This is a genomic window from Halogranum rubrum (assembly GCF_900114455.1).
Lineage (GTDB): Archaea > Halobacteriota > Halobacteria > Halobacteriales > Haloferacaceae > Halogranum > Halogranum rubrum.
Genome location: NZ_FOTC01000003.1, coordinates 1 through 20,796 on the forward strand (window position 1 = coordinate 1; position 20,796 = coordinate 20,796).

The window sequence follows — 20,796 nt, forward strand, 5'->3', positions numbered from 1 at the left end:
GACATCCACGAGTGCCGTGACTTTCAACGTCCGAACATGGTAGTGCGTTTGGTTAGCGTAGTGTCTGCTCGGCTGGTCACGGTCAAAACGAGTCGAATCGAGTGCGGCGTGGCCTGTGCGTTTCTCGGCTGACACGCCGAGAAACGCACGCCACGTCTTCGTCGAAATCCGAGCGAACCACCGGCGGAAGACGGTGAAATGAGGCAACCGTGTGAGTTCGAGTTCTTCGAGAACACCGGGCATCTCGCCGAGCCAATCAAGCGTCACACGATATGATTTCCCGAATTCGATGCGGAGTGCATGAAGCGCGAGCATCGCCCATTCGGCGAACCCGCCGCCCCCTGCGGGGGCGGCAGGTTCGTCAGGATTAGCGACAACTAGTTTAGCTTTCGCGACCGCATTACGGGTGAAGAGGCGGATCTCAGATACCACAACAATCTGCCTCTTCGTATTCTACGGCAATAACGCGGTTGTCGCGCTTCCGTCTAGCGAAGCTACAGAGCCGAATATAGAGGATGAGTCTATCACTGTAAGTCAGAACGGTTGGACTATTGTGTTAATTTATCAATAGATATTTTGTCATAGAATCCCTTGCGAAGAATATCGTCCCCATGAGTCAAACTCGTCCACGTCGTGAGATTCTGAAGATTGGGTTGGCTGGAATAACCCTTTTGAGTGGCTGTACTTCGTTTTCGTCAGTCAATACTGAAGCTCAGAGAGAAACGAAAACGGATGTTTCACCAGGAAAAGTAGACTGCTCAGACGCTACACTCTCAGACCCAAAGATTACACCCCTCACCTCCGGTGACACCCTCGTTGTAACTGGACGTGTTTTCCATACACCTGCACCCGACCTTCGGGGGTATATCATTGAAAGGAGTTGTCCCGAACAACGACGGGATATCCACGAGCCACTCGATTCTATCGGCGATTTTAGATTCACCTTCGAGTACGGACATCACGGAATAAAAGACAGTGCATTCTGGTTAGAGGGCTGTGAATCACCCACTCCAGAGCCTGAAACGACGGACTGTTCAGATTCCAATTCCTGATGTTTCTGGTGACCGACTTGCGCGCTGTATTCAGCACGGCCACAGAAACCTCACCGAATGCTGTCAGAATTGTCGTGCAACACTTAGAGAGTGAGTTCAGCACACTTGTTCAGGTCTCGTCACGGATTAGCGACGGGTGAGCTACGCTGATAGATGAACCCGGCTAGTCCGAGACCCACGAGTAAAATGAGAAACCCGGGGATGAGATAGAAGAAATTCGGATTGCAAGCCTCGATTATTCTCTCGTGAGGACACATGAGGTTCTCGGGCTGGAAGGCGAGCCAAATCAAGATTCCACCACTCGTGACGCCGAGAAAGCTGAGTGCTTGAAGAAGCCGAACTTGAACCATATCTCCCAGAAATCAGGGAGAATCTAAGTATCTTCTCTAAGCACAAGTGCTGATTTTTGTCACCAAATTACGTCGAACAGAGAGCGTTGACTGATATTTTGCAGTGACCGACTCGCGCTATGAGTTCAGCACGACCTTGAAAAGCTACCCAGTTGTTGTCAGGTGTGGCGTGCAACACTCAGAGGGTGTATCGGTCAGTGGTGCGAACCCTTTTTGTGTATTATTCTATACATAATCTGTGAACGAATATTCTGCAAGAAGCACTCTTACATACGTCGCGTAGATAATCGTCCTGCTCCTCCAAGTAGTACTCATGGGGGTGTAGCCGTGGTAGTCACGTTTCGTGTCGGTCATCAATACGGCGGGTATGACGTGCTGAAGAATAAGCGTCTCAAGAATCATCACCGAACGTGGATCGACGGACGCCGTGCTGGTCAAGGATCACCAGTCTTCGGTCCATGGCGAGCAGAACGAGACGAACTGACTCAGTCGCCAGCAAATCACACACTATTTCTCTGACTGTTTAGCATAGTGGAAGAAAATGCCAAGCGTACGGAGGCTATAATTTCACCAATGAATCCGACGGACCTCACGATTGAGATTGTCGACGCGACGACTGTGGTGGGGATACAGCCCGACGACCCGAATGAACCGTTTCAGATAGATTACTCGGTCAGGATTCCAAATAATCTATTCGCAATTGAGTGTCGTGTAATCCGCCAGAGCAGTGCTGAAGCGCCCCCGGCTATCGAGATTGGATTGCGGAACGTTGCTGACGAATCCCTCGCAGTGTGGTTCGGAATCACCCCACCGTTCGATGGATTCCCAGACATGGAGACAGGAGGCCAATCGTTGTGGCTCATCCCCGAGAAAGATGAGAAAGCGTACATCGAACCGAATGCCCTGATTCCGACCCAGCCACAGGAGGGTCTGTGGCGGCTCATCCGCCGCTTCGATATCCCCCAACCAGCCACTGTCATAGAGATGGACCCGGACGAGGTGGTTCGACGGACGTATTCTATGCTGTTTCCTCCCGGATCTGAGTCGGAGGGCCAAGCCGCCACTAGCGACCTGACCAAAGTCTCTGGAATCTATACATTCGAAGATCAGCATCGAGTGAAAGCACAGCCAGGGAAAGGAGGCGAGTCCTCGTTATGGGTGAAGACGACAGTCTCTGTCCGTATCAAGAGAGAATAACAGACAGAGAGCGAGTTCAGCAGATCGATTAGTTGGTCAGGTGCCTTTTCATCGCGTTTGTGGTAGCTCAATCTACAATGGGGTTATTTTGACCGTAGAGTTTTGCTGTATCTCGGTGGAGTGATGTCTCTGTACGTTCTCACGTGGTTGCTGCAAATCACGCTCGAACCAGACACATACCGATGTCAGACCCACTTCTAACAGGCGTCGTCTTCACCACTCTACTGGCAGTGGTCTACGTAGTCTTCGAGCGATGAATTCGCGCGCTCTATTCAGCACGATCACAGAAACCTCCCCGAACCCTGTCAGGAGTCGCGTGCAACACTCAGAGGGTGAGTACAGCACGGACTCGTGATGTAGTACTCGTTCAGATTTCGGTATCTACGCTTGGCTATTGTAACAGAGGCTCTGCTGTGGCTCCGCAGAAAGTATTTATTGCAACGTCTGATAGTCTTGGTAAGAACCATGCCCTCCTCTCGGCGGAACTTTGTACAAGGGTTCGGAGTCCTATCATTGGCTTGGCTCGCGGGTTGTACATCCACCCCCTCGTCACCTGCCTCTACAGAGTCCAGTACTACTTCCTCAACGGCTTCACCTACTCAAACTGGTGTGACCCCTGAGCCGTACAGTCCAGAACTCACTGTGGTGAGTCTCTCGAACGATGTACACACCGTTGGAGTGCGGTTAGGAGAATTTGAACATATTCCAGACGGAAGGGGAACGCCAGTCGAGTCTGGAACATATGCATTCAACGACGAATTCGAGTTGGCACCAGCAGAGGAGGTAAAGCTACGTGAATACAGAAAACCCGGTGAACATTATAATCTCGTGCTAATTATTGATGGGAATGTAGTTGTTGATGAATTCTTGGACGGCTATGAGGGGTTAACGATTGAGATATTAGATGCTGAAACGGTGAACGTCGAACGATACTTTATCTGAACGAGCTACATCGGCGCAACGACAATCAGCCGATAGGGGACAGCTGCCCGTGACCGACTTGCGCGCTCTATTCAGCACGACCACAAAAACCAATCAACAATTGGGGGATTTCAACAAGGCAAGGTCAAGCTATCTGACTGACCGAGAGACTTATAAGATGTTAGATAAATCTGGATTTGTGATTAGTCATCAACAGAAACGGATGCGACTCGGGTTACTGACAGGAGGGCTTGCGTTTTGTGCCGGGTGGGCTGCTATCGCACTACTGGCCCCGCAGGCGGTTTTCGACGCTCCTCGATGGCAGAGTACGCTATGGATGTTCCTTGGCGCGAATGCTATCACACTGACTCAAGGGGCGTTCAATCAGAACACTGTCCAGCCAGTCACTGTCGCCGAACTGCCAGAGCTCGTCTATCTCATCCCAGTGGTAGCCGTCACCTTTGCCAGCGCCTACGTCTGTTACAATATTCGGACAAGTCGTGTGAAGCAAAACGTTTCAAACGCGATGGCCGCCGGAACTGGTTACTTCCTCACCGCTCTCGTAGCGATGATACTCTCCGACATTCGTCCCAGTATCACGGTTCTTCTAATGATAGCTCTCGTCTTCGGTGGCGGTCTTTGGGTCGGTTCAACCGTGATGGGCACACTCAGTCGGGGCATCCCGTTCTTAGGTGTTGCATCACTCGGGACGGTGGTGACTGTTGGCGTACTCGTTCTCTTTGGAGGTGTAGCAATCCTCTCGGTAATCCAGGACTTTCTCGTAGTTACATTCGCGCCGACTGTTGCCGTTGGTGCAGGCTTCGGAGTTAGCCGTCAACTCGAGCGTCGCGGTAGGCGATCGGACTACCCCCGGATTTCCGGGCTTCAGCAGTTCTTCGAAGAATCATGGAAGGAAACGCTGGTAGTATCGCTGATCTTTTTTGCACTCTTGATCGGTCTCACCGGGGGTATGTGAACGCGGAGGTGCTGAACCGCTGCTAAAGCAGGTTCTCGAAGAATCCCGATGTGTCCTACCAATTATATTGGCATGTTTAACAACAACTACTGGTTTTCTAAGTCAACGGCCTCCAATTCACCGCTCAGGTACATCTCACCCAATTCAGTAATCCGATACATCGCCTTTGATTCATGCACGCGATTTAACAGGCCCTTCTCCACCAAAATTCGGCATCGTTGGGAGATATATCGCCGATTGTAGTCAATATTAAAAGCGATAGTACTCGGGTTCGCCGCGATCCCCGCTTCACTTAGCAACTCAAGTATGGCATCGTCCGCTCGGGTCATCCAACTAACACGGGGACGCATTGAGACGTGATATTCAAAGCCACAGTAAAACCACACCGCTCTCAAAGAAACAAATGTACAAACGTACTCTACAACTTACGTTTGTGCATATAGTTATCTCCTCAGGGCACCTACGAGAATGATGTCATGGAGCCAACTGCCGCCACCCTCGTCCCGAAAATCGGGAAAGAAAGCTTCACTCAGTGGCAACAGCACCGTGAAATCAGGCAGAACATCAAATCCGGTAAGACTTGGTTCAATCTGCCTCCACCAGAGAAGCCCCCGGAGCGGCACAGCCCACATCAATTGAATCAATGTCACCGGAAAGTCTACTACCAGCAACTCAACGCGCCCGAAGAATCGAGAGACCCATCAGGAATCTTCTGGACAGGAACGCAGTTCGAGGAAGAGTGGATGATGCCGTACCTCGAACACATCGCAAATGAAAGCGGTGCCTACATCCGGAATTCAATGTGGGTGGACTACACAGTCGATACGGATGTCGGTCCGATCCACATCCGAGGGATGACCGACCCGGTAATCGTTGACGAAGACAGCCGCCCAATTCTCCTCACAGAGATTAAAACCAAACAATCGGTGAAGTACGCGACAGAACCAAGTGACCATCATGTCGCTCAAGCCTATGCTTACCTACGGGGATTATCTGAGGAGTGGGAAGTCGACCTCAGGGACGCGGTTCTCATCTACGGTGACCGAACAACACTCGAAATCCAGGTTTTCCATATCGAGTTTGACTTAGACCGCTGGCAGGATCTCGTGGTTGCTTGGGCAACTAATCATACTGTGTTTCGGATGAATCGAGAACTCCCTCCGGCTGACCCCGAGTTTGGGTGGGAGTGCAAGTTCTGCTCGTTCAAGCACCGGTGTGGTCGAGCGAAAGATTCGAAGTTCAGTGACGTCGATGCTTACGGGTTCTTGCCGCTCTTCAACGAGTATCCTGAAGCCAAGGTCATCGAGTACTTGGACAGTCATGATGGAGCGAAGCTTACTCCAACGCTTGCGAGTCGTTACCCGGATTTGATTGATCAGTACGAAGTATATGAGTGGGCGTGTCAGCGATGCTCTGCAATCTATTCGTTCGGCGTGATTGAATGGGACGGTAACACCGAGAGTCTACCATTATGTCCAGGGTGCGCTAATGAGGCGATACCTGTTCCGCTCGCTGAACCTGGACCGGAAGCACAGCGAATTCTAGATGAGGACGCACAATGAGTAAGTCCTCGAAAAACGAGCAGCTTTGGTTACAGAATCCCTCTCAGACAAAGCACTGTCCAAGCTGTGATTCTATTGACTTGGATTGTTCGATGAAAGGAATTGACGCGATTTGTAACGCTTGTGGATTTTTAATTCGGAGCTTCGCGAACATTGACCCTGAAAGTATTCCAAACAATCGCGGGTCCTCTGAAGCCGATGACGAGGCGAATTTGTCGTGGTTTGACTATTGCAAAGTATCGAATAGCACCGAATCTCAAATTGCAGCCGCGATTTCTGTGTTGGATGCCGTCTCAGATAAGTTCGACATTCCGGACAATGTGCGTGTTCAAACCGCTGAACTGTATGGGGCGGTCGCAATCCGAAACTTCACCGATGGACGACTAACGGAATCTATCGTCGGATCACTCATCTATCTCGTTGCTCGTAAGTCTGGAAATGCAATTCCGCTTAGCCGGGTTGCCGAGCACCTAGAACTTGAGTCATCCAGACTTGACCGTCTTGTTCGCTTAGTTCAACAGGAGTTGGGAATGGAGCACGCTGGTTGTCTCCCCGAAGATTATCTGGTTTTCCTCTGCGCAACCCTTGGGTATTCGGAGGACGCCCGCCTTAACGCGTCTGAATTACTTTGTCAAGCCCATACAGCGGGAATAACAAATGGTCGAAATCCTGTGGCAGTTGCTGGGGCGGCTTTGTACTGCTCTTCGGGTAGAGTTCACTCTCAGCAAGAGGTTGCGAAGGTAGCAGGTGTGTCAAAAGAGACCATTCGGGTCAGAATTCGTGAATTCCGCGACGAGGGCTTAATAGATGAGTGAGTCTACAAAGCACTTATCTGACATTGCTGTGGAGGATGAGCGAGTTACAGCCGCAATCTACGCACGGACATCATCAATCGTCCAAAGGTTTGGTTATTCATTGGATGAGCAAGTTCGACTTTGTCTCGAACGGTGTCAACTGCTCGGGTGGGACACTCAGTATGTCTTCCGAGATGAGGCAGAGAGTGGAAAGAACATTGATAGACCGATGTTCCAGACAATGATGACGACAGCTGAGCAGGGACTTTTTGACGTCATTGTGTTTTGGAAGCTCGACAGGTTTTCACGAAGTCTACTTCATGCAGTACAACTTGAATCCGAACTACGTGGGTTTGGAGTTGGACTTCACAGTATCACAGAACAGATTGACACAACCACATCCTCAGGTCGTTTCAATTTCAGAAACCTCGCGAGTGCAGCAGAATTTGAGCGAGATATGATCAAGGAGCGGACAAGGATGGGTCTGAAAGCGCTCGCGGTAGATGGTCGATGGCCGAACTCTCAGCCACCATTAGGATATGAACTGTCAATAGATGGGCGGCTACGTATCTCAGCCGAAGAAGCGAGACTCGTTAACCAGATTTTTGAACGGTACGTCGAGGTCAAATCAATGCCAGAGGTAGCTCATGAACTCAATAGACAGGCAGTTTCTACAAAACGGGGAAATGAGTGGACGAGTCGTGCTGTTAGGGATGTATTGAGAAACGCGCTCTACATTGGCTGCTATGTCGTTTCCGAGATTTCCAAGGATATTCCTGAGTACCAAATCGTATCAAAGGAGCTGTTTGAGAAAGCAACAACTATTCGATTCCGATTTCGAGGCCAAGGAAGCAGTCGTTCACGAATGGCGTTGCATCGGAAGCAACAATCAGTAGACCACGTGATTGATCAGTATCAATCCTTTATAAATCAAGACAGACCAGTCGAACTCTGAAGGGATTCAATTTCTTTGAGCCCTTCGCATCCTCTCCAATGAGCTTTGATTGGGCCATTTGGATTGGTGTGAGCATTCCTTACACTCGTAATTGTGGACGGTAAACTCACCAGTCTCTCTAGTTCCGTACTTTCTCAGCTCTGTGCTCTCACAATTAGGACATACAATCTCGATTCGTGGGGCGGAACTATACAGGCAATCGATTCCGAATTTGTCGGCGAAGTTGAACGGATTCATGCTCTGGTTTGAGCTTGAACTCTTTTTTGAGATCTCTTCGATAATCTCGTTTGCTTCCCTAAACACGGACTCATCAACAACTGCGAGCTCGGGACTATCTACCACTACTTTATCTCTCTCCACACGGTCCGTTTCGAGTTCCATCGTCGGTTTCCCGATGTGTAGTGGCTTTTTCAATCTCCGTTTCACTTGCCCGCCATCGAATGTAGGGATCTCGGGGTACTCCTCGCTGAGAATTTCACCGGTTGTGGAGTATGTCTTTTCCTCAAGGAAGATCTCGTACATCCGCTTGACAACTTCAACTTGGTTTGAATCAGTCTCGATCCAATTGTCACCAGATTCGTGTTCAATCGCCTGGTAACCAATTGGAATATTGGGTCGAACAGACTGCCAACTTATCTTCTCCTCAAACTTACGCACCATGGTCTCAGTGGAACGAGTCACTCGCGCTTCCATCGAGACCTGGGCCATGAGAGCCTCAAGAGTTGTGTTTATCAAATCGCTTATCTTCCCAGTAATGTCGACATTTTTCGTACCCATTATGAGCGTGATGTCGAACTTTGACTGTAGAAGGTAGACAAAATACAGCGTTTCAGCCGCGTTACGGCCGATTCGGCTGATTTCGTTCACATAGAGATGTGTGATTTTTCCTGTTTGGGCGAGCTCAAACACCTCCTTGATGCCTGAGCGGTCGAAGTCGGTGCCTGTCTCTCCATCCTCTGTTATTGGATCTCGGATTAATGTGACACCGTCCTCACGTGCGCGTACAACGAGTTTCTTGACCTGTGTTTCCAGACTGTCGCCGTCTTTTGCCTGCTCTGCTGTGCTCACACGGGCATAGATAACTCCTCTTTTACCGCTGTCTTCCACGGTAACGTTCTGAGCGTCGAGGTATTCCCGGGCAGACTCTTCTGACTCACTGGCACACTGTGTCTGACCATCCATTACTCGGTCATTCACCGACTGTTCAACGACCGTTTCTGGCTCAGGCTCACACTGGTCATCAGACGGTTGAGACTCGACATCGCCCTCGCTACTTGCTTCATTTTTCTCTGAGTCGTCGTCGTATCTGTCGAAAGACGACTGATGCCCTTCTCCGAGTGTTGCTTGATGAGGACCGAACGCCATTAGCAACCACCTCCCGGGAAATTGCTCGTATGGTTTTGTGGAAGGTATGATCCCGGGAGCGTCTTGAACTCGTGTGGGATGTATGATTTCGGAGTGCGTTTTAAGCCATGGACAGACCTTTTCACCGGAGGTATGATACGTGCAGCGTACGCTGACCGAATCATACATCGGTTATATACTCTGTCCAAATCGCCGTGGCTGTCGCTGTGAGGGGGGTGTGCGTACATAATTATCTCCTGTAATTAGTTACCGGAATTAGAGCTAATACTGTTGAGCAGATTCTCGTGCTCCTCACGAAGTTCGTCCTTGTCCATCTTCAGGTATCGAACAGTGGAGCGAATATCACGATGACCCATCAGCTCCTTAATTTGGTAAATGTCCCCACCATTTCTCTGAATCCGGTTTGCGAAAGAGGCACGGAATCGATGAGTATACACATTCTCGATACCTGCCCGGTCACCAATTCGCTTGATGACCTGAAGAAGACCGTTCCGAGTGAGACGATTACCAGTTCGTGACTCGAACACCGGATCATCAGCATCCGCGTTTCGGACATTCCGATACCGCTCAAGTACTTCTGCGCACTCGTCAGAGAAAATCGCAGTGTACTCAGTGTGACCTTTCGCCTCAGTGATTTCAGCAGTCTTCTCATCAAGATCCACGTCACGGAATTCCAAATTCACTGCCGCCGAAGCTCGGACACCGGACGAGCTGAGAAACAAAACCAGAGCCTCGTCACGAAGCTTAGTAGTGTTCGTCACGAACATCTCAAGCTCTTCCTCAGAAAGCGGTTCGGGGTCTCCGCAGTGCCGTGGAAGGGAAGAGTAGTTCCCGAGTTCATCCATGCGCCCTGCGTGCTCAAAATAGTACTCAATCGCATTTTGCGTGTTGTTGATGTGGCTGTTCGAGTAACCTTCGTCAATCATCTCCTCTCGGAACTTCATCACGTGAACATCAGTAGGGGCGAGGGTCTCAACATCTTGGAGGAATGCCTTCGCCATTGTGACGTGCTGACTGACGGTTTTCGATGAGAGGCTCTTCTTAACGCGCAGGAAGGTTTCAAAACCCTCCATGCTCTCCCGAAGACGCTCAGAAAACGACGTGGGCTCGTCTTCTTCAAGGGCAGTTACGACACTCATTGGCTCTCCTCCAATTCTTCAAGACACGTATCGGGTACCAGCATCGGAAGTTCGTGCACTCGCTCCAGTTCGGTGGCCAACACTTGCTGGCTCGGAACGTGAGCGCGGTCATTCTGGCTGTCAGATCGGTGCCGGTCGATGGTTTGAGTTTGGGTTTCACTCATGGATATATGGTTCTCTATTAGCGCAAGCGACGTCGGAATCTCCTTTCCGGCGGGCGTCCTTCGTCGCTGCGTACCTCAGGATTCACGCAATTAATAGATAAGCGTTTATGGGTCCCAGAAGTCCTCTATCCCCTAAATTGGCATAAAGAAATATATAGCAAGAACAGCGGTGGTTGCTGTGTGGTATCAAACAACGCAGTACCGAACTCAGTGACTGAGTCAGCCACAGTAATCTCGTTCATGAGGTTACGATTGAGACGCTCGGTGAGCAGGGTGAGGCTATCGCGAAGGTTGAACGCGGTTACGTCATCATTATCGACGGCAGCCAGCCTGGCAAAACGGTTGAAGTGGACATTCATGCGGTTCGTGAGAACGTCGTCTTCGCCGAGATTGTTGCATCTGAGTCGTAGCGGATTCGGTTTAGACTTTTTCTGGTGCTGGTCGCAGACACACTCTGAATCAACACTACTGTCTGCCTTCTCCAATACATCCGTACACATCAATCAGTTTGTATCCTAATAGCCCTCAATTATATTAATATTTTTGAACAAAGCTATATTTTGTATGTAAGGACGGAAAATCTAATTTCTATCTATAATCTTATCAATCTGCTTGACAGCATCATCAGTAAATCCTATGAATTCTATATTAAACTGGTCTTCAAACCACCCTCGGTTGTTCTCAATTATTCTGATAATATTGATTCCTGCCTCTTCAGCTAATCCTCCAGCAAGGTGTATAATCATTTTCCTGTCTGTCTTTGAGGAAAATGCCTTTACTTCAACCTCATCAGAGAGGGCCTCTGGGGTGATTTGTTTCACAAGCGCAAGCACTGCCATCCGACCAGTCCAGTTTTCTTCTATATCACCCTCTTCGTCATCAAATCTACCTAGATGATCTGGTGGTTCCCCAGCACCTTCCAATACAGAGGTCGATGGCCATTCGGTATCATCCTCGTCAGGGTCAGGAAGAATATCAGGATCGAATAATCGGATTTCATCTTCAGAGATTGATTCTGGAAATGGGAACCGATCTTCACCGAATGCTTGAATGATATTCCCTGCTGCAAGTGCAGGTCTCAATATGTTAATATCGCATCGCTTATTCCACATTGCAATACCTGCAAGAAGATCTTCTCCTGATTCTGCACGTGCAACTTCCTTCTGGAAGAGCTCTGCCTGTTGTAGTGCATTGTTCTTAATAGATTCCTCTACCTCTTCCTCACCTAACCGGCTCATTCCGATCTCCGAAGACTGAGTGTCAGAACGCAGATAACCCTCCTGGAACATCTCGCACACAAAGTCGGCGGCCTCGCCTTTTGAGGTCTCTTCATACTTGTTCGCTAATTTCTGAAGCATTTCCTCCCGAGAAACCCAATCAGTATTTCTGTCTTCGTCCACGAACTATGTATCAACTGAGAATGGTTAATGGTTGCTCCTGTGTAGTAATTAAAGCACAAGTATTGCGGCAGGATTATTAGTAGATGAGGTTATATGACTCTCTCTCCGCTACATTCAATAACAAAAATGTCCAGATACTATTCTTAGCATTAGTGGTATTTACGTGGTCGTTTGGTCTAATAACCATCATTTCATTGGGCATATCAGATGAGAATTTCCTCAATACGACAAGCTCCTTTGCAAATGTGGTCATTTCAGCAGCTCTAGCATATCTATACACCAAAATGATGAGTGTTCAAAACAAACAAGCATCGATACAAGGCACCCAAACAGAATTGCTGAGAGCAAATCACGCACCGTCTATCGATATTTGTTCTGTTAATATTGTAAATAACAACGAAATACAAGTTGAGCTATCAAACTTCGGTAACGGGATTGCACAGGATCTTCAAACAGAAACCGAAGTAGAGTATTCCGCTGATTGGTGTATTATGAACGTAGGATATAGTAGTTTGAAATTGTCAGATGATGATATTAATGATGAGCGAGATATATTACAACCTGGTGAAAGATGCCTACCGTATAAGGGGAACGTGGTTGTGAAATTCTACGATAAAGAAGAAGATAGAGAACAGAAGATGACTATATCTGGATTTTTCAGAGAGGTTGCTAGGCACGATGGGGAATCTAAAATGTCTATAAGGGTAAATGTATACTACGAAAATATCATGGGCAACTCTGATTGCGATGAGGCATTTGTATCGACAGATTTGGTTATTGATGAAGAGACCGAATTTGGCGCTATTTCTAAAGATGTGGAACTAGAATTCTAAGCATGAAATGAAAAAATCCATAAACAACGATGTAAGAGACAAACTCGCTTGAACGATCAGCCAGTGAAAGGTAACGGACGCGCTAAATCACCAAGCGGCCAATCGGTAATTGTAGTTATGCGACTTGGAGTGAGACTCTTCGTACTCAGTATGGACATGAGACCGCTGTATTCAATAGCTACTCGCACCCAACCGATCTCTCTGAGAGTGCTGGCAAGTTAACAAGCCACCCAAAATTATAAGTTTGTAAGTGAATAAGGCAAGAGTGGATGACTGATCAAGAAGGAAAATTAAGCGATCTACTTGTCGACGAAGAGGAACTAAACGAAGAATTGCTCTTTGAAATACTGTCTGACTACATCCGAATCGGTAGTGAGAGCGGTAATCTGGTTACTCAGCCTGCGTTTCGAGATCTCGACTCGAAACAGAAGGTACTAGTTGTTCTACTGGCACGGAAGGCGTGTACTGCACTCAACTTAGCCGACTCGGAGTGGATGACACCGACGGAGATCAGTGGCGAGAGTGGAGTAAAGAAAGGAACAGTATATCCGACAGTCAGAAAGCTCGCCGAGGATCTCAACATAGCAGAATCGGATGACGGGAATTACTGCATCCCGACGCATAATCTGGATAAAGCACGTAGCCTTATTCGAGGAGATTATCAATGACACTTGAAGACAAAATACAGAACCGTCTTGTCGCCGACACGGAATCGATTCTTGAAGATAACTTGGATCGCGTAGAGAAACTCTTCCAGTTCCATTCTGACGGTACAATAGATATTCAGCCACAATATCGGGATATCACGCCTCAGAACCGAATCATGATTTATTTCACCGCTCAAAGATTTGCTAAAGAAGGAAATATTTCGGATACAGACACTTTAGATACGGATTTCTTCTACGAGCGCTTCGATAGAGGAGAACGAACTATACGCAACGATTTACAGGCTCTTCGAGAGTCCGGCTTCATTAGCAAAGATGGGCGTAGCAGTCATCGAATTGTCGTTGAGAACCTTCCAAAAGTGCTTACTCAGATCGAAGAAGACGTGAGCACAAACGATTAAGATCGAGCTCATGCATGCCTTGTACTGTAGGACAAAATTGGAGATATAAATAAGGCTGAATTTCATTTCATGGAAAACAAAGAACCCGACAATCCGTTAGATGAGGTATTTGTTGATGAGACCACAATCGACGAAAAACGAGTTGCGTCGATACTGAACAATTACGCCCAGATTGGAGAAAATTCCGGGCGTTTGATTCCGAATTCGGAGTATGACGCTCTTACAGCAAAAGATAAGATACTGGTGACGCTTGTGGCTGAACGAGCCAAGCTGATTCGGGAAGAAGTCGAATCAGCATCTCTTGGACCATCCGCAATCAGCAATGCCAGTGGTGTCGCCGAAGGGACCGTCAAACCCACTGTGCGAGACCTTGCAGAAGATGGCTTAATTCGTGACGACGAAGATGGATACAGTGTTGAACCCTCGAAACTGAGACTTGTCGAAAACCGACTCGAAAACGATGAGTGAGAGTACAGAAGACCTTCGCAGCCAAGTCGAAGAGCTTGAGTCTCGAGTCGAGAAACTTGAAGAGCTCGCTAAGGAGGGGAACCTCCGAGACGATACGCCCGCGATGCGGGAATATGTTGAAGCAGCGAATCCTAACTCGCATGTTGAACGGGCAGTCGTCATCGGACATTTCCTTGAGCGATACGGTGGGGAGTCTTCCTTCAACACAAATGATGTCTCGGGAGGCTACGAGACTTGTCGTGTTCCGACCGCATCTAACATGAGTGACGTGTTACTACGTGCTGAAGAACGAGGCCTGATTATGGTAGTCGACTCAGAGAGTCAGCAGAAGGAATGGAGAGTAACTGCCGAAGGAGAAAGATTCGTTGAGGACCTTCGTCAGAGCAATCAAGCTACCGAGAGCTAATCACACACCCACTAACTCTTCTGCTTCTTCCCGTCGTCGAGAACGTTTTCGGATTTCGCTGATATCATCGATAGCTAAGTCAACGTAGGTCCGGCTACTGCGGGTCTCTTTTTTAACTACGTCTTCGGCAGCAAGAGCATTTACGGCGCTGCCGACATGGCTAGTCGTACTAATGTTGAGATGGTCTGCAATGTCTTCGTATGTCACAGGTTCACCATGCTCAATAATACACCCTATAGTTCCATCAACATATCTGGGTGATGAGGCGCTCTCCTTTGCAATCTCAATCGCGTCCCTCACTGCATCGTTCGAAATGAACTCACGGTATGTTTGTATTTCTTCAGATGGTTGATCTGCGTCGTAATTGCTTGCTCGGGTGGCAGCGAGCTCCGATTCCAGTTCGTCAATTCGCTCACGAAGCCGTTCTGCGTTGTCTGCGTTAGGTTCAATCCCAAGGGCATCTCCGAGTCGTTGGTACGCCTCAGTTGCCTCATTGACATTCGCTTCAAACTGCTTGAACTGGTATGAAGCTTCAACTTCTTCGTTTAACGTTGAGATTCGCTCTTCGAGTTCTTTGTTCTTACTTCGAAGCCGTTCATTCTCGGTGCGAAGTTTTCGGATAGTCTCATTCTTTTCCTCTCGAAGCTCCTCCAATGTCGCTTTGACATCACCACCTGTACTCGTGTCTACCTGTGCTAGAGCCTCACTGAACTGGTCTGCAAGTTTTGTGACGTCTTGTGCTTGCTCCAACTCTGACCGAAGTTCCTCGATTTGGTCATCCCGTTGTTCAAGCTTCTGCTCAAGCTGAGCAACCCGATCTCGGCGTTTCTGTTCGCGTTTAGAGATGGCCTCCAACTCATCAACGATGTCCCCACTTACTGACTTGAGATTCGGGCGCTCAATATCGTTGAGCCCCGGTGTTGCACCTGCGTCAAAAGTCGACTTTCGCTTGAACTGAACCCGCTTGATGAAGTCATTCCAGTCTGTCATGAGGAATGCTTCACCGTCGTCAAGCTCTTGGACAGTGTCCGCATAGTCACTGCCGAGAACACGTCTGACGGCAGCAGTATCGTTGTCCCAAGTCAGCCGATGCCACACCAGCCAGTCACACTGTGTGATAAAATCTTTCTTAACGTCTGCGGGGCGTTGACTCAACCCACACAATCCTAATCCATGTTTCCGGCCTCTTTTCGCGACTTTAATCAACATTTGTCCGCACTCATTGAGACCTCCACCTTCCGGGATGTACTCGTGGATCTCTTCAACGAGCATCAGGAACGGCTTCTTACGCTTCTTTTCGAGAGCGAATAGTCGCTGTGCGACGCCTCGTATGAGGTTCTCGGCAACAGAGCTATCAAGATAACCAGAGACGTCAAGAATGATCGGCACGTTCTCATCGAGAGCCAATTCGGCGATTTTGGCGGCATGTTCCTCGCTGACCTGCAGGTCACACTCTTCATCCGCACCGACATGGAGCATCTCATACTGTTCCTTGAGACCGTAGTACTCTCCATCAACATCAACAATCAGTAGAGGGAAACCCTGTTCGAGGAGTTCCTCTGCGATAACGCTTGCAGAGTTGGATTTACCTGCACCGGATTTGCCAGTAATAAATCCTCTCCCCGTTAGCACCTCAACAACTGGGAGAGAGGTGCCATCCTGGGAGATAGTCAATGTCCGTTCTTCCCCAGGGGGCGGTGTGTCGTTTCCACCGGTGTCCATACTCATAACTGCATCCTCATATGTTCTCGAGTGCTAAAAATGTATCTGATGTTTAACATTTTATAAGTTCATCACATATCCCGTCTTTTTCTCCTTAGTATCAGTTTCCATGTATTTTGTGGACGAGTAAGCTACTCAAAATCACCCAACGACGAATCTGAGGACTCATCAGCAGAATCGTCCTCTCCATCTTGTTCTGGCGCAGGGTTTGGTTGGTTATCCTCTGACTGCATCTCGTTCTCTAGACCATCACTCTCATCGGCTGTGTACTCTTCACGCTCAGTAGGTTGCCCAGAACTGTTCCCTTCCCATCCCTCTTTGATACCTGCGACTAAATTCTGCACATTGACAGGATCTTCTGTCCCATCCAAGTTAAGCTGAATTTCAAATGTAAACTGAGGATTTGACTGTAGCACCTTATCTAAACCCGCGATAGAAGGGTTTGTGTGGGTATGGCTTGCTCTCGAAGTGGAGTTCTCATTACTGGGCTCTGCGTTAGAAACCCCGTTTTCATCCACTTCTTCTGCTTCTTCAGGATTCTTTTCGCTGATGAGAGCTAGTAGTTCGTTAAGTGCTTCCTCATCTTCAATCTCGAGACGAGTCTGATTTCCCTTTCGTCCCACTACATATCGTCCAACACCAGCTGCTTCTAATGTTTGTAAGAACATTGTTGCAGCCTTCTCTCGAGGGCCGTCTTTTAGATCATAATCAGAATTAACACGGATATGTCGGTCTACGTCTCTCCGTTCAAACACTTCATTACTACCCGATGTTGACATTTTCATCACAAGAGTAGCGTACGGCTCAAAGTTGGCAACAGCCTCGCGAAATAGAGCCTCTCTACGTACCTCATCTTTGTTTGTCTGGGATATGTCTATTCCGAGATTAGTTGCCTTTATTCCTTTATCGGTCACTTGCATTAACCCAAGTGCCTTTGCATACTGGATATCGGAATGGGTAGTCCTCTTACTTGTCTCTGAAACGTCATATACTACTTCTTTTCTTTTTACAGTTGTCCCCACGAGTCCACAAAGGTCGGATACGCGGTCCAAGTCTGCTGTTCGAGGAATATTAGGCATCACTCTGCACCTGCTCCCGTGCATCTTTTAGATAGCTCACAGCAGCCTGAACGTGGTGGGGCCGAATCACGTACCCTCCACGCGACTCATCGGATTCAACGAACTCTAGATCTCCTGAATAGTTCTGAACCGCACTCCCACTGGAATCTAGGTGTTCTGCAAAAGCACCACTCGCTGCGCCCTGCTCAGATTCCTCGCGCTCCCCAAGAATCACACTTGCTTCACGAAAGAGCAACTGAGCGACGAATCGCTGCTTATTCCCTAACTCGAAGTACGCGTCAAGGTAAATCGGATCTCCCGATTCCGAGTCGATTCCGATGAGTCCGCTAAGCACATCGCGGAGCGCCTGCTGGTCAACATCGTGTCGGTCCATATAGAGGTCGTTAAGGGGGTTCTCGTCTGACATTGTTCTGATTCTATTGGTTGGATTGATTACTCTGAGCGCTCTTCGACGTTGAGCTCTTCATCGGCGTACGACTCTCCAGTTCGAGTGAGGTAGTAGGTTTTTTCACCGTCACGACGCCCAACTTCTCGAAGAAGACCGTTCTCGACGAGCGTTGAGAGGTCTCGGGAGAGGTTTTTACCGAGTTCCACTTTTGCCTTTAGAGCGCGGTTTTGAAGCTCTGACTTCGAGAAGTCTTCCTGGCCTTCGACAGACTCGAGATACCACCCCACCAAAAGCGCTGCATCTCGCTTATACGAGATAGTCGCAGTGGTGTAGAGTTCACCTAACGAGATTGGCTTCCTAGGTGTACTTTGCTCCATCTGAACGAGTTCTTGGTCTCCGTCGCTCTGTAAGTATGTTTGTTGTAAATCATCGAAACGCTTCTCGACGAACTCACGATTTCCCGACACCTCTACGGTAACGTCTCCTTGAGAGACGCGAATTTGGAAGGTATCTTCCTCTATGTTCGAATCTGAACCCATGTGTTCAGCAACACGTCTCTCACGCAACTACTTATGTATTACGCGTATTTATACACACTCGTCATCCTTTGTAGGAATTTCCAGTAAACGCCGCTTATGAGTGGCTATTAATGGTCTTCGAGATACCACACAATCTAATCTCTACACTAGATACGTATTGATACGCTATAATCGCCATACAGTGTGCAGGTTGTAAGATACCGTATTGTTACTAAACAGTGTTCTCTTGGAGCGCTGGTGCAATCCGTTTGTACTGGCAACGGTTCTCCAACTGAGCAAGAAAATTCCGAGCTGAGAGAGTAGTCGTGTTCCCCCTCGATCTCGACAATTTATGAGTCATCTTCTACTGAATCAGAAATCCCTCCGTCGGCCTTACCTGCTTGCTCAAGAAACTGAAACAGTATTGTAGCACTGTCATACGCCCTTAACTCCTCAAGTGCTTGACGACCCCATGGAGTAAACCAATATATCTGCATATCAGGTTGATTCTCTACTTCAACCATTCCTCGTTGTTCAAGTTCGTAGAGAAAGGTCAGAACCGTAGTCGGTGATAGTTCAGAATTCAGACTAATTAAGTCAACAACTGTACGTCCGCCTTGAGACGAAGCAACAATTTGGAGTAAGAGCAGGTAGCGATTCGGAACGTCGACGAGCCACCGTGCGTCTGCTTCGATGGTCATCTCTCCACCTTAGACATCCGTGTATCGGTCATATTGCTCGTCAAGTGCCTCACTACTCAAATGAACATATTTCATCGTGGCGGCGATGTCTTCGTGTCGCATGAGGGCCTTGACCACTGAGATGTCTGCCCCGTTCTCAATCATACTCGTGCCGAAGTAGTGACGAAACATGTGAACCGTAACTCGCTGGTCGATGTCCGCGTCACGCGCACGCCGTTTCACTATCTGCAAAAGCCCACTTCGTGTCAACCGGTTTTCTGACCGGGAGAGGAACAGCGACTCGTGTTCAGCATCTCTTTGCTGTAGATACTTTTCGATGGCGTCGGCGCAACTTTCCGAGATACGAGCGATGCCATCTTTACCGAATTTCCCATCTCGTATCCTGAGTTTCCGTTTCTCAAAATCGACGTCGGTGACATCGAGATCACAGAGCTCTGACGCTCGAATCCCGCTCGATGCGAGTGTCTTGATGATTGCATAGTCACGGTAGGTATCGCAAGCATAGATGATGCGGCGGACTTGGTTGGCCGAGAGAATCTCCGGAAGTTGCTTGGGCCGGTTCAAGCGTTTGAAGTCGAACTCCTGATCGTGAAAGCTGTAGTAGTACTCGACCGCGTTCATCGTGTTATTCACGTGGCTGTTCGAGTACCCCTTATCCATCAGTTGCTCTTGGAAGTTCTTTGCTTCGCTCTGTTCGGGAAGCACGTCCTGGCAGCGGTCAAGGAAAACAGCGGCCATCATTCTGTGCTGGTCAACGGTCTTTTCGCTCAGTCCATGGTCGACTTTCAGATACCGCCTGAAATCGTCTAATATGTCGTCTCGCTTTGTTTCGTACATGCTTGTCTCACCTTGTGGTGGCCGCAAGCGTTCGGGTTGATGCCTTGTGGTCCGGGTGCTACCGGTGAGTTTGCACGAATAACGGCAGAGAACTGCCTACAGGCCTTATAGCGAGTTGTGAAGAACCCAGATGGGCCCTATCGGATTTGAACCAATGACCACTCGGTTATGAGCCGAGCGCTCTAACCAGACTGAGCTAAGGGCCCTCGTAGAGGGCTATTCTCGGGTATCCCTTTAGCGTTGCTTTGTTTGCGCGAATCGGGGTTCAGATAGAGTGTGAGAACGAAGACGCCGCTGAGGAGTCAGCCATCGAAAAAGACGCCGTCGCCAGGACTCGAACCTGGGACCACCTCGTATCTGCGGTCAGCAGTCGAGGACTACTCACCCTAACAGCGAGGTGCTCTACCATCTGAGCTACGACGGCTTGCTGTAGGTGTCTCTTTCCATGATTGTTTGAAAGCGGTTTCGTTTCTGTCGTTGAATGAACCGTGATAGCACACAACTGGAACACTTCGATTATTTCGCAGTCGACTCTCCACATCGAGAGTCTGTGTATCTCGTCGCCGTCGACGAGGCGGCTCGCGAAAAGATGCAACTTCGACATCGACCACCTGCGAACAATCAACGAAAGGGAATCAACTGGCACACCGGGTACGAACTAGACACGGTTTTAGAGGAAAATCGGCCACGCCTGACGACGTCGTACTCTACTCGCATCTGACGTGAAACGTGAGAATCGAGTACACGAGCCTCAAGAGTCTGAACTCACAACTGACGAAGTGAAATAGACTCGAAGAGAAGCGCCGTCGCCAGGACTCGAACCTGGGACCACCTCGTTAACAGCGAGGTGCTCTACCATCTGAGCTACGACGGCTCGGTGTATCTCTACGTATTCGAGGTTCT

General features: G+C 48.7%; 22 protein-coding genes, 3 tRNA genes and 1 pseudogene. 13 read left to right on the top strand and 13 right to left on the bottom strand.

What is annotated here, in order from left to right; translation table 11 throughout:
* Nucleotides 1-432: pseudogene (locus BM083_RS13825) on the bottom strand (IS5/IS1182 family transposase); the annotation flags it as partial.
* Nucleotides 433-1,975: 1,543 nt separating this feature from the next.
* On the opposite strand from BM083_RS13825, the gene BM083_RS13835 reads away from it, so the two are divergent.
* The 6 genes from BM083_RS13835 (at nt 1,976) to BM083_RS13860 (ending at nt 7,807) form a co-directional block, all read left to right on the top strand.
* Nucleotides 1,976-2,599, top strand: coding sequence for a hypothetical protein (locus tag BM083_RS13835; protein ID WP_089870100.1), 624 nt, complete (start codon nt 1,976-1,978; stop codon nt 2,597-2,599).
* Between the two features lie 609 nt (nt 2,600-3,208).
* Nucleotides 3,209-3,541, top strand: a complete 333-nt coding sequence (locus BM083_RS22840; protein WP_143085734.1) for a hypothetical protein — start codon at nt 3,209-3,211, stop codon at nt 3,539-3,541.
* Between the two features lie 316 nt (nt 3,542-3,857).
* Nucleotides 3,858-4,496 carry a hypothetical protein gene (locus BM083_RS13840; RefSeq protein WP_143085735.1) on the top strand — a complete coding sequence of 213 codons (639 nt, stop codon included), beginning with the start codon at nt 3,858-3,860 and terminating at the stop codon, nt 4,494-4,496.
* A gap of 476 nt (nt 4,497-4,972) precedes the next feature.
* Nucleotides 4,973-6,058 (top strand): CRISPR-associated protein Cas4, encoded by a 1,086-nt coding sequence (locus BM083_RS13850; protein WP_089870103.1) that lies wholly within the window; start codon nt 4,973-4,975, stop codon nt 6,056-6,058.
* Nucleotides 6,055-6,873, top strand: a complete 819-nt coding sequence (locus BM083_RS13855; RefSeq protein WP_089870104.1) for a transcription initiation factor IIB family protein — start codon at nt 6,055-6,057, stop codon at nt 6,871-6,873. The genes BM083_RS13850 and BM083_RS13855 overlap by 4 nt, the downstream gene beginning before the upstream one ends.
* On the top strand, nt 6,866-7,807 hold the full coding sequence (locus tag BM083_RS13860; protein WP_089870105.1) for a recombinase family protein: 942 nt from the start codon (nt 6,866-6,868) through the stop codon (nt 7,805-7,807). Before BM083_RS13855 ends, BM083_RS13860 begins: the two co-directional genes overlap by 8 nt.
* A 6-nt stretch (nt 7,808-7,813) precedes the next feature.
* Here the strand turns inward: BM083_RS13860 and BM083_RS13865 are convergent, their stop codons facing one another.
* Together BM083_RS13865 and BM083_RS13870 are read right to left on the bottom strand one after the other, a co-directional pair.
* The gene (locus tag BM083_RS13865) at nt 7,814-9,172 is read right to left on the bottom strand and encodes a recombinase family protein (RefSeq protein ID WP_177197645.1); all 1,359 of its coding nucleotides are present in this window, start codon (nt 9,170-9,172) and stop codon (nt 7,814-7,816) included.
* A gap of 242 nt (nt 9,173-9,414) precedes the next feature.
* Entirely contained in the window at nt 9,415-10,311 is an 897-nt protein-coding gene (locus tag BM083_RS13870; RefSeq protein ID WP_089870107.1) for a tyrosine-type recombinase/integrase, read from the bottom strand.
* Between the two features lie 415 nt (nt 10,312-10,726).
* Between BM083_RS13870 and BM083_RS13880 the strand changes: the two genes are divergently transcribed.
* Entirely contained in the window at nt 10,727-10,885 is a 159-nt protein-coding gene (locus BM083_RS13880; protein WP_089870519.1) for a TRAM domain-containing protein, read from the top strand.
* Nucleotides 10,886-11,056: 171 nt separating this feature from the next.
* On the opposite strand, the gene BM083_RS13885 is transcribed toward BM083_RS13880, so the two are convergent.
* The gene (locus BM083_RS13885; RefSeq protein WP_143085736.1) at nt 11,057-11,875 is read right to left on the bottom strand and encodes a hypothetical protein; all 819 of its coding nucleotides are present in this window, start codon (nt 11,873-11,875) and stop codon (nt 11,057-11,059) included.
* Between the two features lie 83 nt (nt 11,876-11,958).
* On the opposite strand from BM083_RS13885, the gene BM083_RS22845 reads away from it, so the two are divergent.
* The 5 genes from BM083_RS22845 (at nt 11,959) to BM083_RS13910 (ending at nt 14,648) form a co-directional block, all read left to right on the top strand.
* Nucleotides 11,959-12,708 (top strand): hypothetical protein, encoded by a 750-nt coding sequence (locus BM083_RS22845; RefSeq protein WP_143085737.1) that lies wholly within the window; start codon nt 11,959-11,961, stop codon nt 12,706-12,708.
* A 269-nt stretch (nt 12,709-12,977) separates the two neighbouring features.
* Nucleotides 12,978-13,376, top strand: a complete 399-nt coding sequence (locus tag BM083_RS13895; RefSeq protein WP_089870111.1) for a hypothetical protein — start codon at nt 12,978-12,980, stop codon at nt 13,374-13,376.
* Complete coding sequence (locus BM083_RS22850; protein ID WP_143085738.1) at nt 13,373-13,774, top strand: hypothetical protein; 402 nt, start codon at nt 13,373-13,375, stop codon at nt 13,772-13,774. The genes BM083_RS13895 and BM083_RS22850 overlap by 4 nt, the downstream gene beginning before the upstream one ends.
* 69 nt (nt 13,775-13,843) lie before the next feature.
* On the top strand, nt 13,844-14,242 hold the full coding sequence (locus BM083_RS13905; protein ID WP_089870113.1) for a hypothetical protein: 399 nt from the start codon (nt 13,844-13,846) through the stop codon (nt 14,240-14,242).
* Nucleotides 14,235-14,648: a hypothetical protein gene (locus tag BM083_RS13910; RefSeq protein ID WP_089870114.1), complete on the top strand. Its 414-nt coding sequence runs from the start codon at nt 14,235-14,237 to the stop codon at nt 14,646-14,648. Before BM083_RS13905 ends, BM083_RS13910 begins: the two co-directional genes overlap by 8 nt.
* Here BM083_RS13910 and BM083_RS13915 read toward each other — a convergent pair whose 3' ends face one another.
* The 8 genes from BM083_RS13915 to BM083_RS13945 all read right to left on the bottom strand — a co-directional run bounded on the left by BM083_RS13915 (nt 14,649) and on the right by BM083_RS13945 (nt 20,317).
* The gene (locus BM083_RS13915) at nt 14,649-16,376 is read right to left on the bottom strand and encodes an ATP-binding protein (protein WP_218148968.1); all 1,728 of its coding nucleotides are present in this window, start codon (nt 16,374-16,376) and stop codon (nt 14,649-14,651) included.
* Between the two features lie 125 nt (nt 16,377-16,501).
* Nucleotides 16,502-17,422, bottom strand: a complete 921-nt coding sequence (locus tag BM083_RS13920) for a hypothetical protein (protein ID WP_177197646.1) — start codon at nt 17,420-17,422, stop codon at nt 16,502-16,504.
* A 19-nt stretch (nt 17,423-17,441) separates the two neighbouring features.
* Nucleotides 17,442-17,855: a hypothetical protein gene (locus BM083_RS13925; RefSeq protein WP_089870116.1), complete on the bottom strand. Its 414-nt coding sequence runs from the start codon at nt 17,853-17,855 to the stop codon at nt 17,442-17,444.
* A gap of 26 nt (nt 17,856-17,881) precedes the next feature.
* Nucleotides 17,882-18,376, bottom strand: coding sequence for a hypothetical protein (locus tag BM083_RS13930; RefSeq protein WP_089870117.1), 495 nt, complete (start codon nt 18,374-18,376; stop codon nt 17,882-17,884).
* 329 nt (nt 18,377-18,705) lie between these two features.
* Complete coding sequence (locus BM083_RS22855; RefSeq protein ID WP_143085739.1) at nt 18,706-19,056, bottom strand: IclR family transcriptional regulator; 351 nt, start codon at nt 19,054-19,056, stop codon at nt 18,706-18,708.
* Nucleotides 19,057-19,065: 9 nt separating this feature from the next.
* Nucleotides 19,066-19,893, bottom strand: coding sequence for a site-specific tyrosine recombinase/integron integrase (gene xerA / locus BM083_RS13935; protein ID WP_089870118.1), 828 nt, complete (start codon nt 19,891-19,893; stop codon nt 19,066-19,068).
* A gap of 131 nt (nt 19,894-20,024) precedes the next feature.
* Nucleotides 20,025-20,099, bottom strand: a tRNA-Ile gene (locus BM083_RS13940).
* 113 nt (nt 20,100-20,212) lie between these two features.
* A tRNA-Asn gene (locus tag BM083_RS13945) sits at nt 20,213-20,317 on the bottom strand.
* A gap of 57 nt (nt 20,318-20,374) precedes the next feature.
* Here BM083_RS13945 and BM083_RS24150 point away from each other — a divergent pair.
* On the top strand, nt 20,375-20,614 hold the full coding sequence (locus tag BM083_RS24150; RefSeq protein WP_089870119.1) for a group I intron-associated PD-(D/E)XK endonuclease: 240 nt from the start codon (nt 20,375-20,377) through the stop codon (nt 20,612-20,614).
* 80 nt (nt 20,615-20,694) lie between these two features.
* Here the strand turns inward: BM083_RS24150 and BM083_RS13955 are convergent.
* Nucleotides 20,695-20,767, bottom strand: a tRNA-Asn gene (locus BM083_RS13955).
* Between the last annotated feature and the right edge of the window lie 29 nt (nt 20,768-20,796).

What these genes read in the sequence shown, in the direction of transcription:
- BM083_RS13835 (WP_089870100.1), top strand. Translation starts at nt 1,976, where the DNA reads ATGAATCCGACGGACCTCACGATTGAGATTGTCGACGCGACGACTGTG.
- BM083_RS13840 (WP_143085735.1), top strand. Translation starts at nt 3,858, where the DNA reads ATGTTCCTTGGCGCGAATGCTATCACACTGACTCAAGGGGCGTTCAAT.
- BM083_RS13850 (WP_089870103.1), top strand. Translation starts at nt 4,973, where the DNA reads ATGGAGCCAACTGCCGCCACCCTCGTCCCGAAAATCGGGAAAGAAAGC.
- BM083_RS13855 (WP_089870104.1), top strand. Translation starts at nt 6,055, where the DNA reads ATGAGTAAGTCCTCGAAAAACGAGCAGCTTTGGTTACAGAATCCCTCT.
- BM083_RS13860 (WP_089870105.1), top strand. Translation starts at nt 6,866, where the DNA reads ATGAGTGAGTCTACAAAGCACTTATCTGACATTGCTGTGGAGGATGAG.
- BM083_RS13865 (WP_177197645.1), bottom strand. Translation starts at nt 9,172, where the DNA reads ATGGCGTTCGGTCCTCATCAAGCAACACTCGGAGAAGGGCATCAGTCG.
- BM083_RS13870 (WP_089870107.1), bottom strand. Translation starts at nt 10,311, where the DNA reads ATGAGTGTCGTAACTGCCCTTGAAGAAGACGAGCCCACGTCGTTTTCT.
- BM083_RS22845 (WP_143085737.1), top strand. Translation starts at nt 11,959, where the DNA reads ATGAGGTTATATGACTCTCTCTCCGCTACATTCAATAACAAAAATGTC.
- BM083_RS13895 (WP_089870111.1), top strand. Translation starts at nt 12,978, where the DNA reads ATGACTGATCAAGAAGGAAAATTAAGCGATCTACTTGTCGACGAAGAG.
- BM083_RS22850 (WP_143085738.1), top strand. Translation starts at nt 13,373, where the DNA reads ATGACACTTGAAGACAAAATACAGAACCGTCTTGTCGCCGACACGGAA.
- BM083_RS13905 (WP_089870113.1), top strand. Translation starts at nt 13,844, where the DNA reads ATGGAAAACAAAGAACCCGACAATCCGTTAGATGAGGTATTTGTTGAT.
- BM083_RS13910 (WP_089870114.1), top strand. Translation starts at nt 14,235, where the DNA reads ATGAGTGAGAGTACAGAAGACCTTCGCAGCCAAGTCGAAGAGCTTGAG.
- BM083_RS13915 (WP_218148968.1), bottom strand. Translation starts at nt 16,376, where the DNA reads ATGAGTATGGACACCGGTGGAAACGACACACCGCCCCCTGGGGAAGAA.
- BM083_RS13925 (WP_089870116.1), bottom strand. Translation starts at nt 17,855, where the DNA reads ATGTCAGACGAGAACCCCCTTAACGACCTCTATATGGACCGACACGAT.
- BM083_RS13930 (WP_089870117.1), bottom strand. Translation starts at nt 18,376, where the DNA reads ATGGGTTCAGATTCGAACATAGAGGAAGATACCTTCCAAATTCGCGTC.
- BM083_RS22855 (WP_143085739.1), bottom strand. Translation starts at nt 19,056, where the DNA reads ATGACCATCGAAGCAGACGCACGGTGGCTCGTCGACGTTCCGAATCGC.
- xerA (WP_089870118.1), bottom strand. Translation starts at nt 19,893, where the DNA reads ATGTACGAAACAAAGCGAGACGACATATTAGACGATTTCAGGCGGTAT.
- BM083_RS24150 (WP_089870119.1), top strand. Translation starts at nt 20,375, where the DNA reads ATGAACCGTGATAGCACACAACTGGAACACTTCGATTATTTCGCAGTC.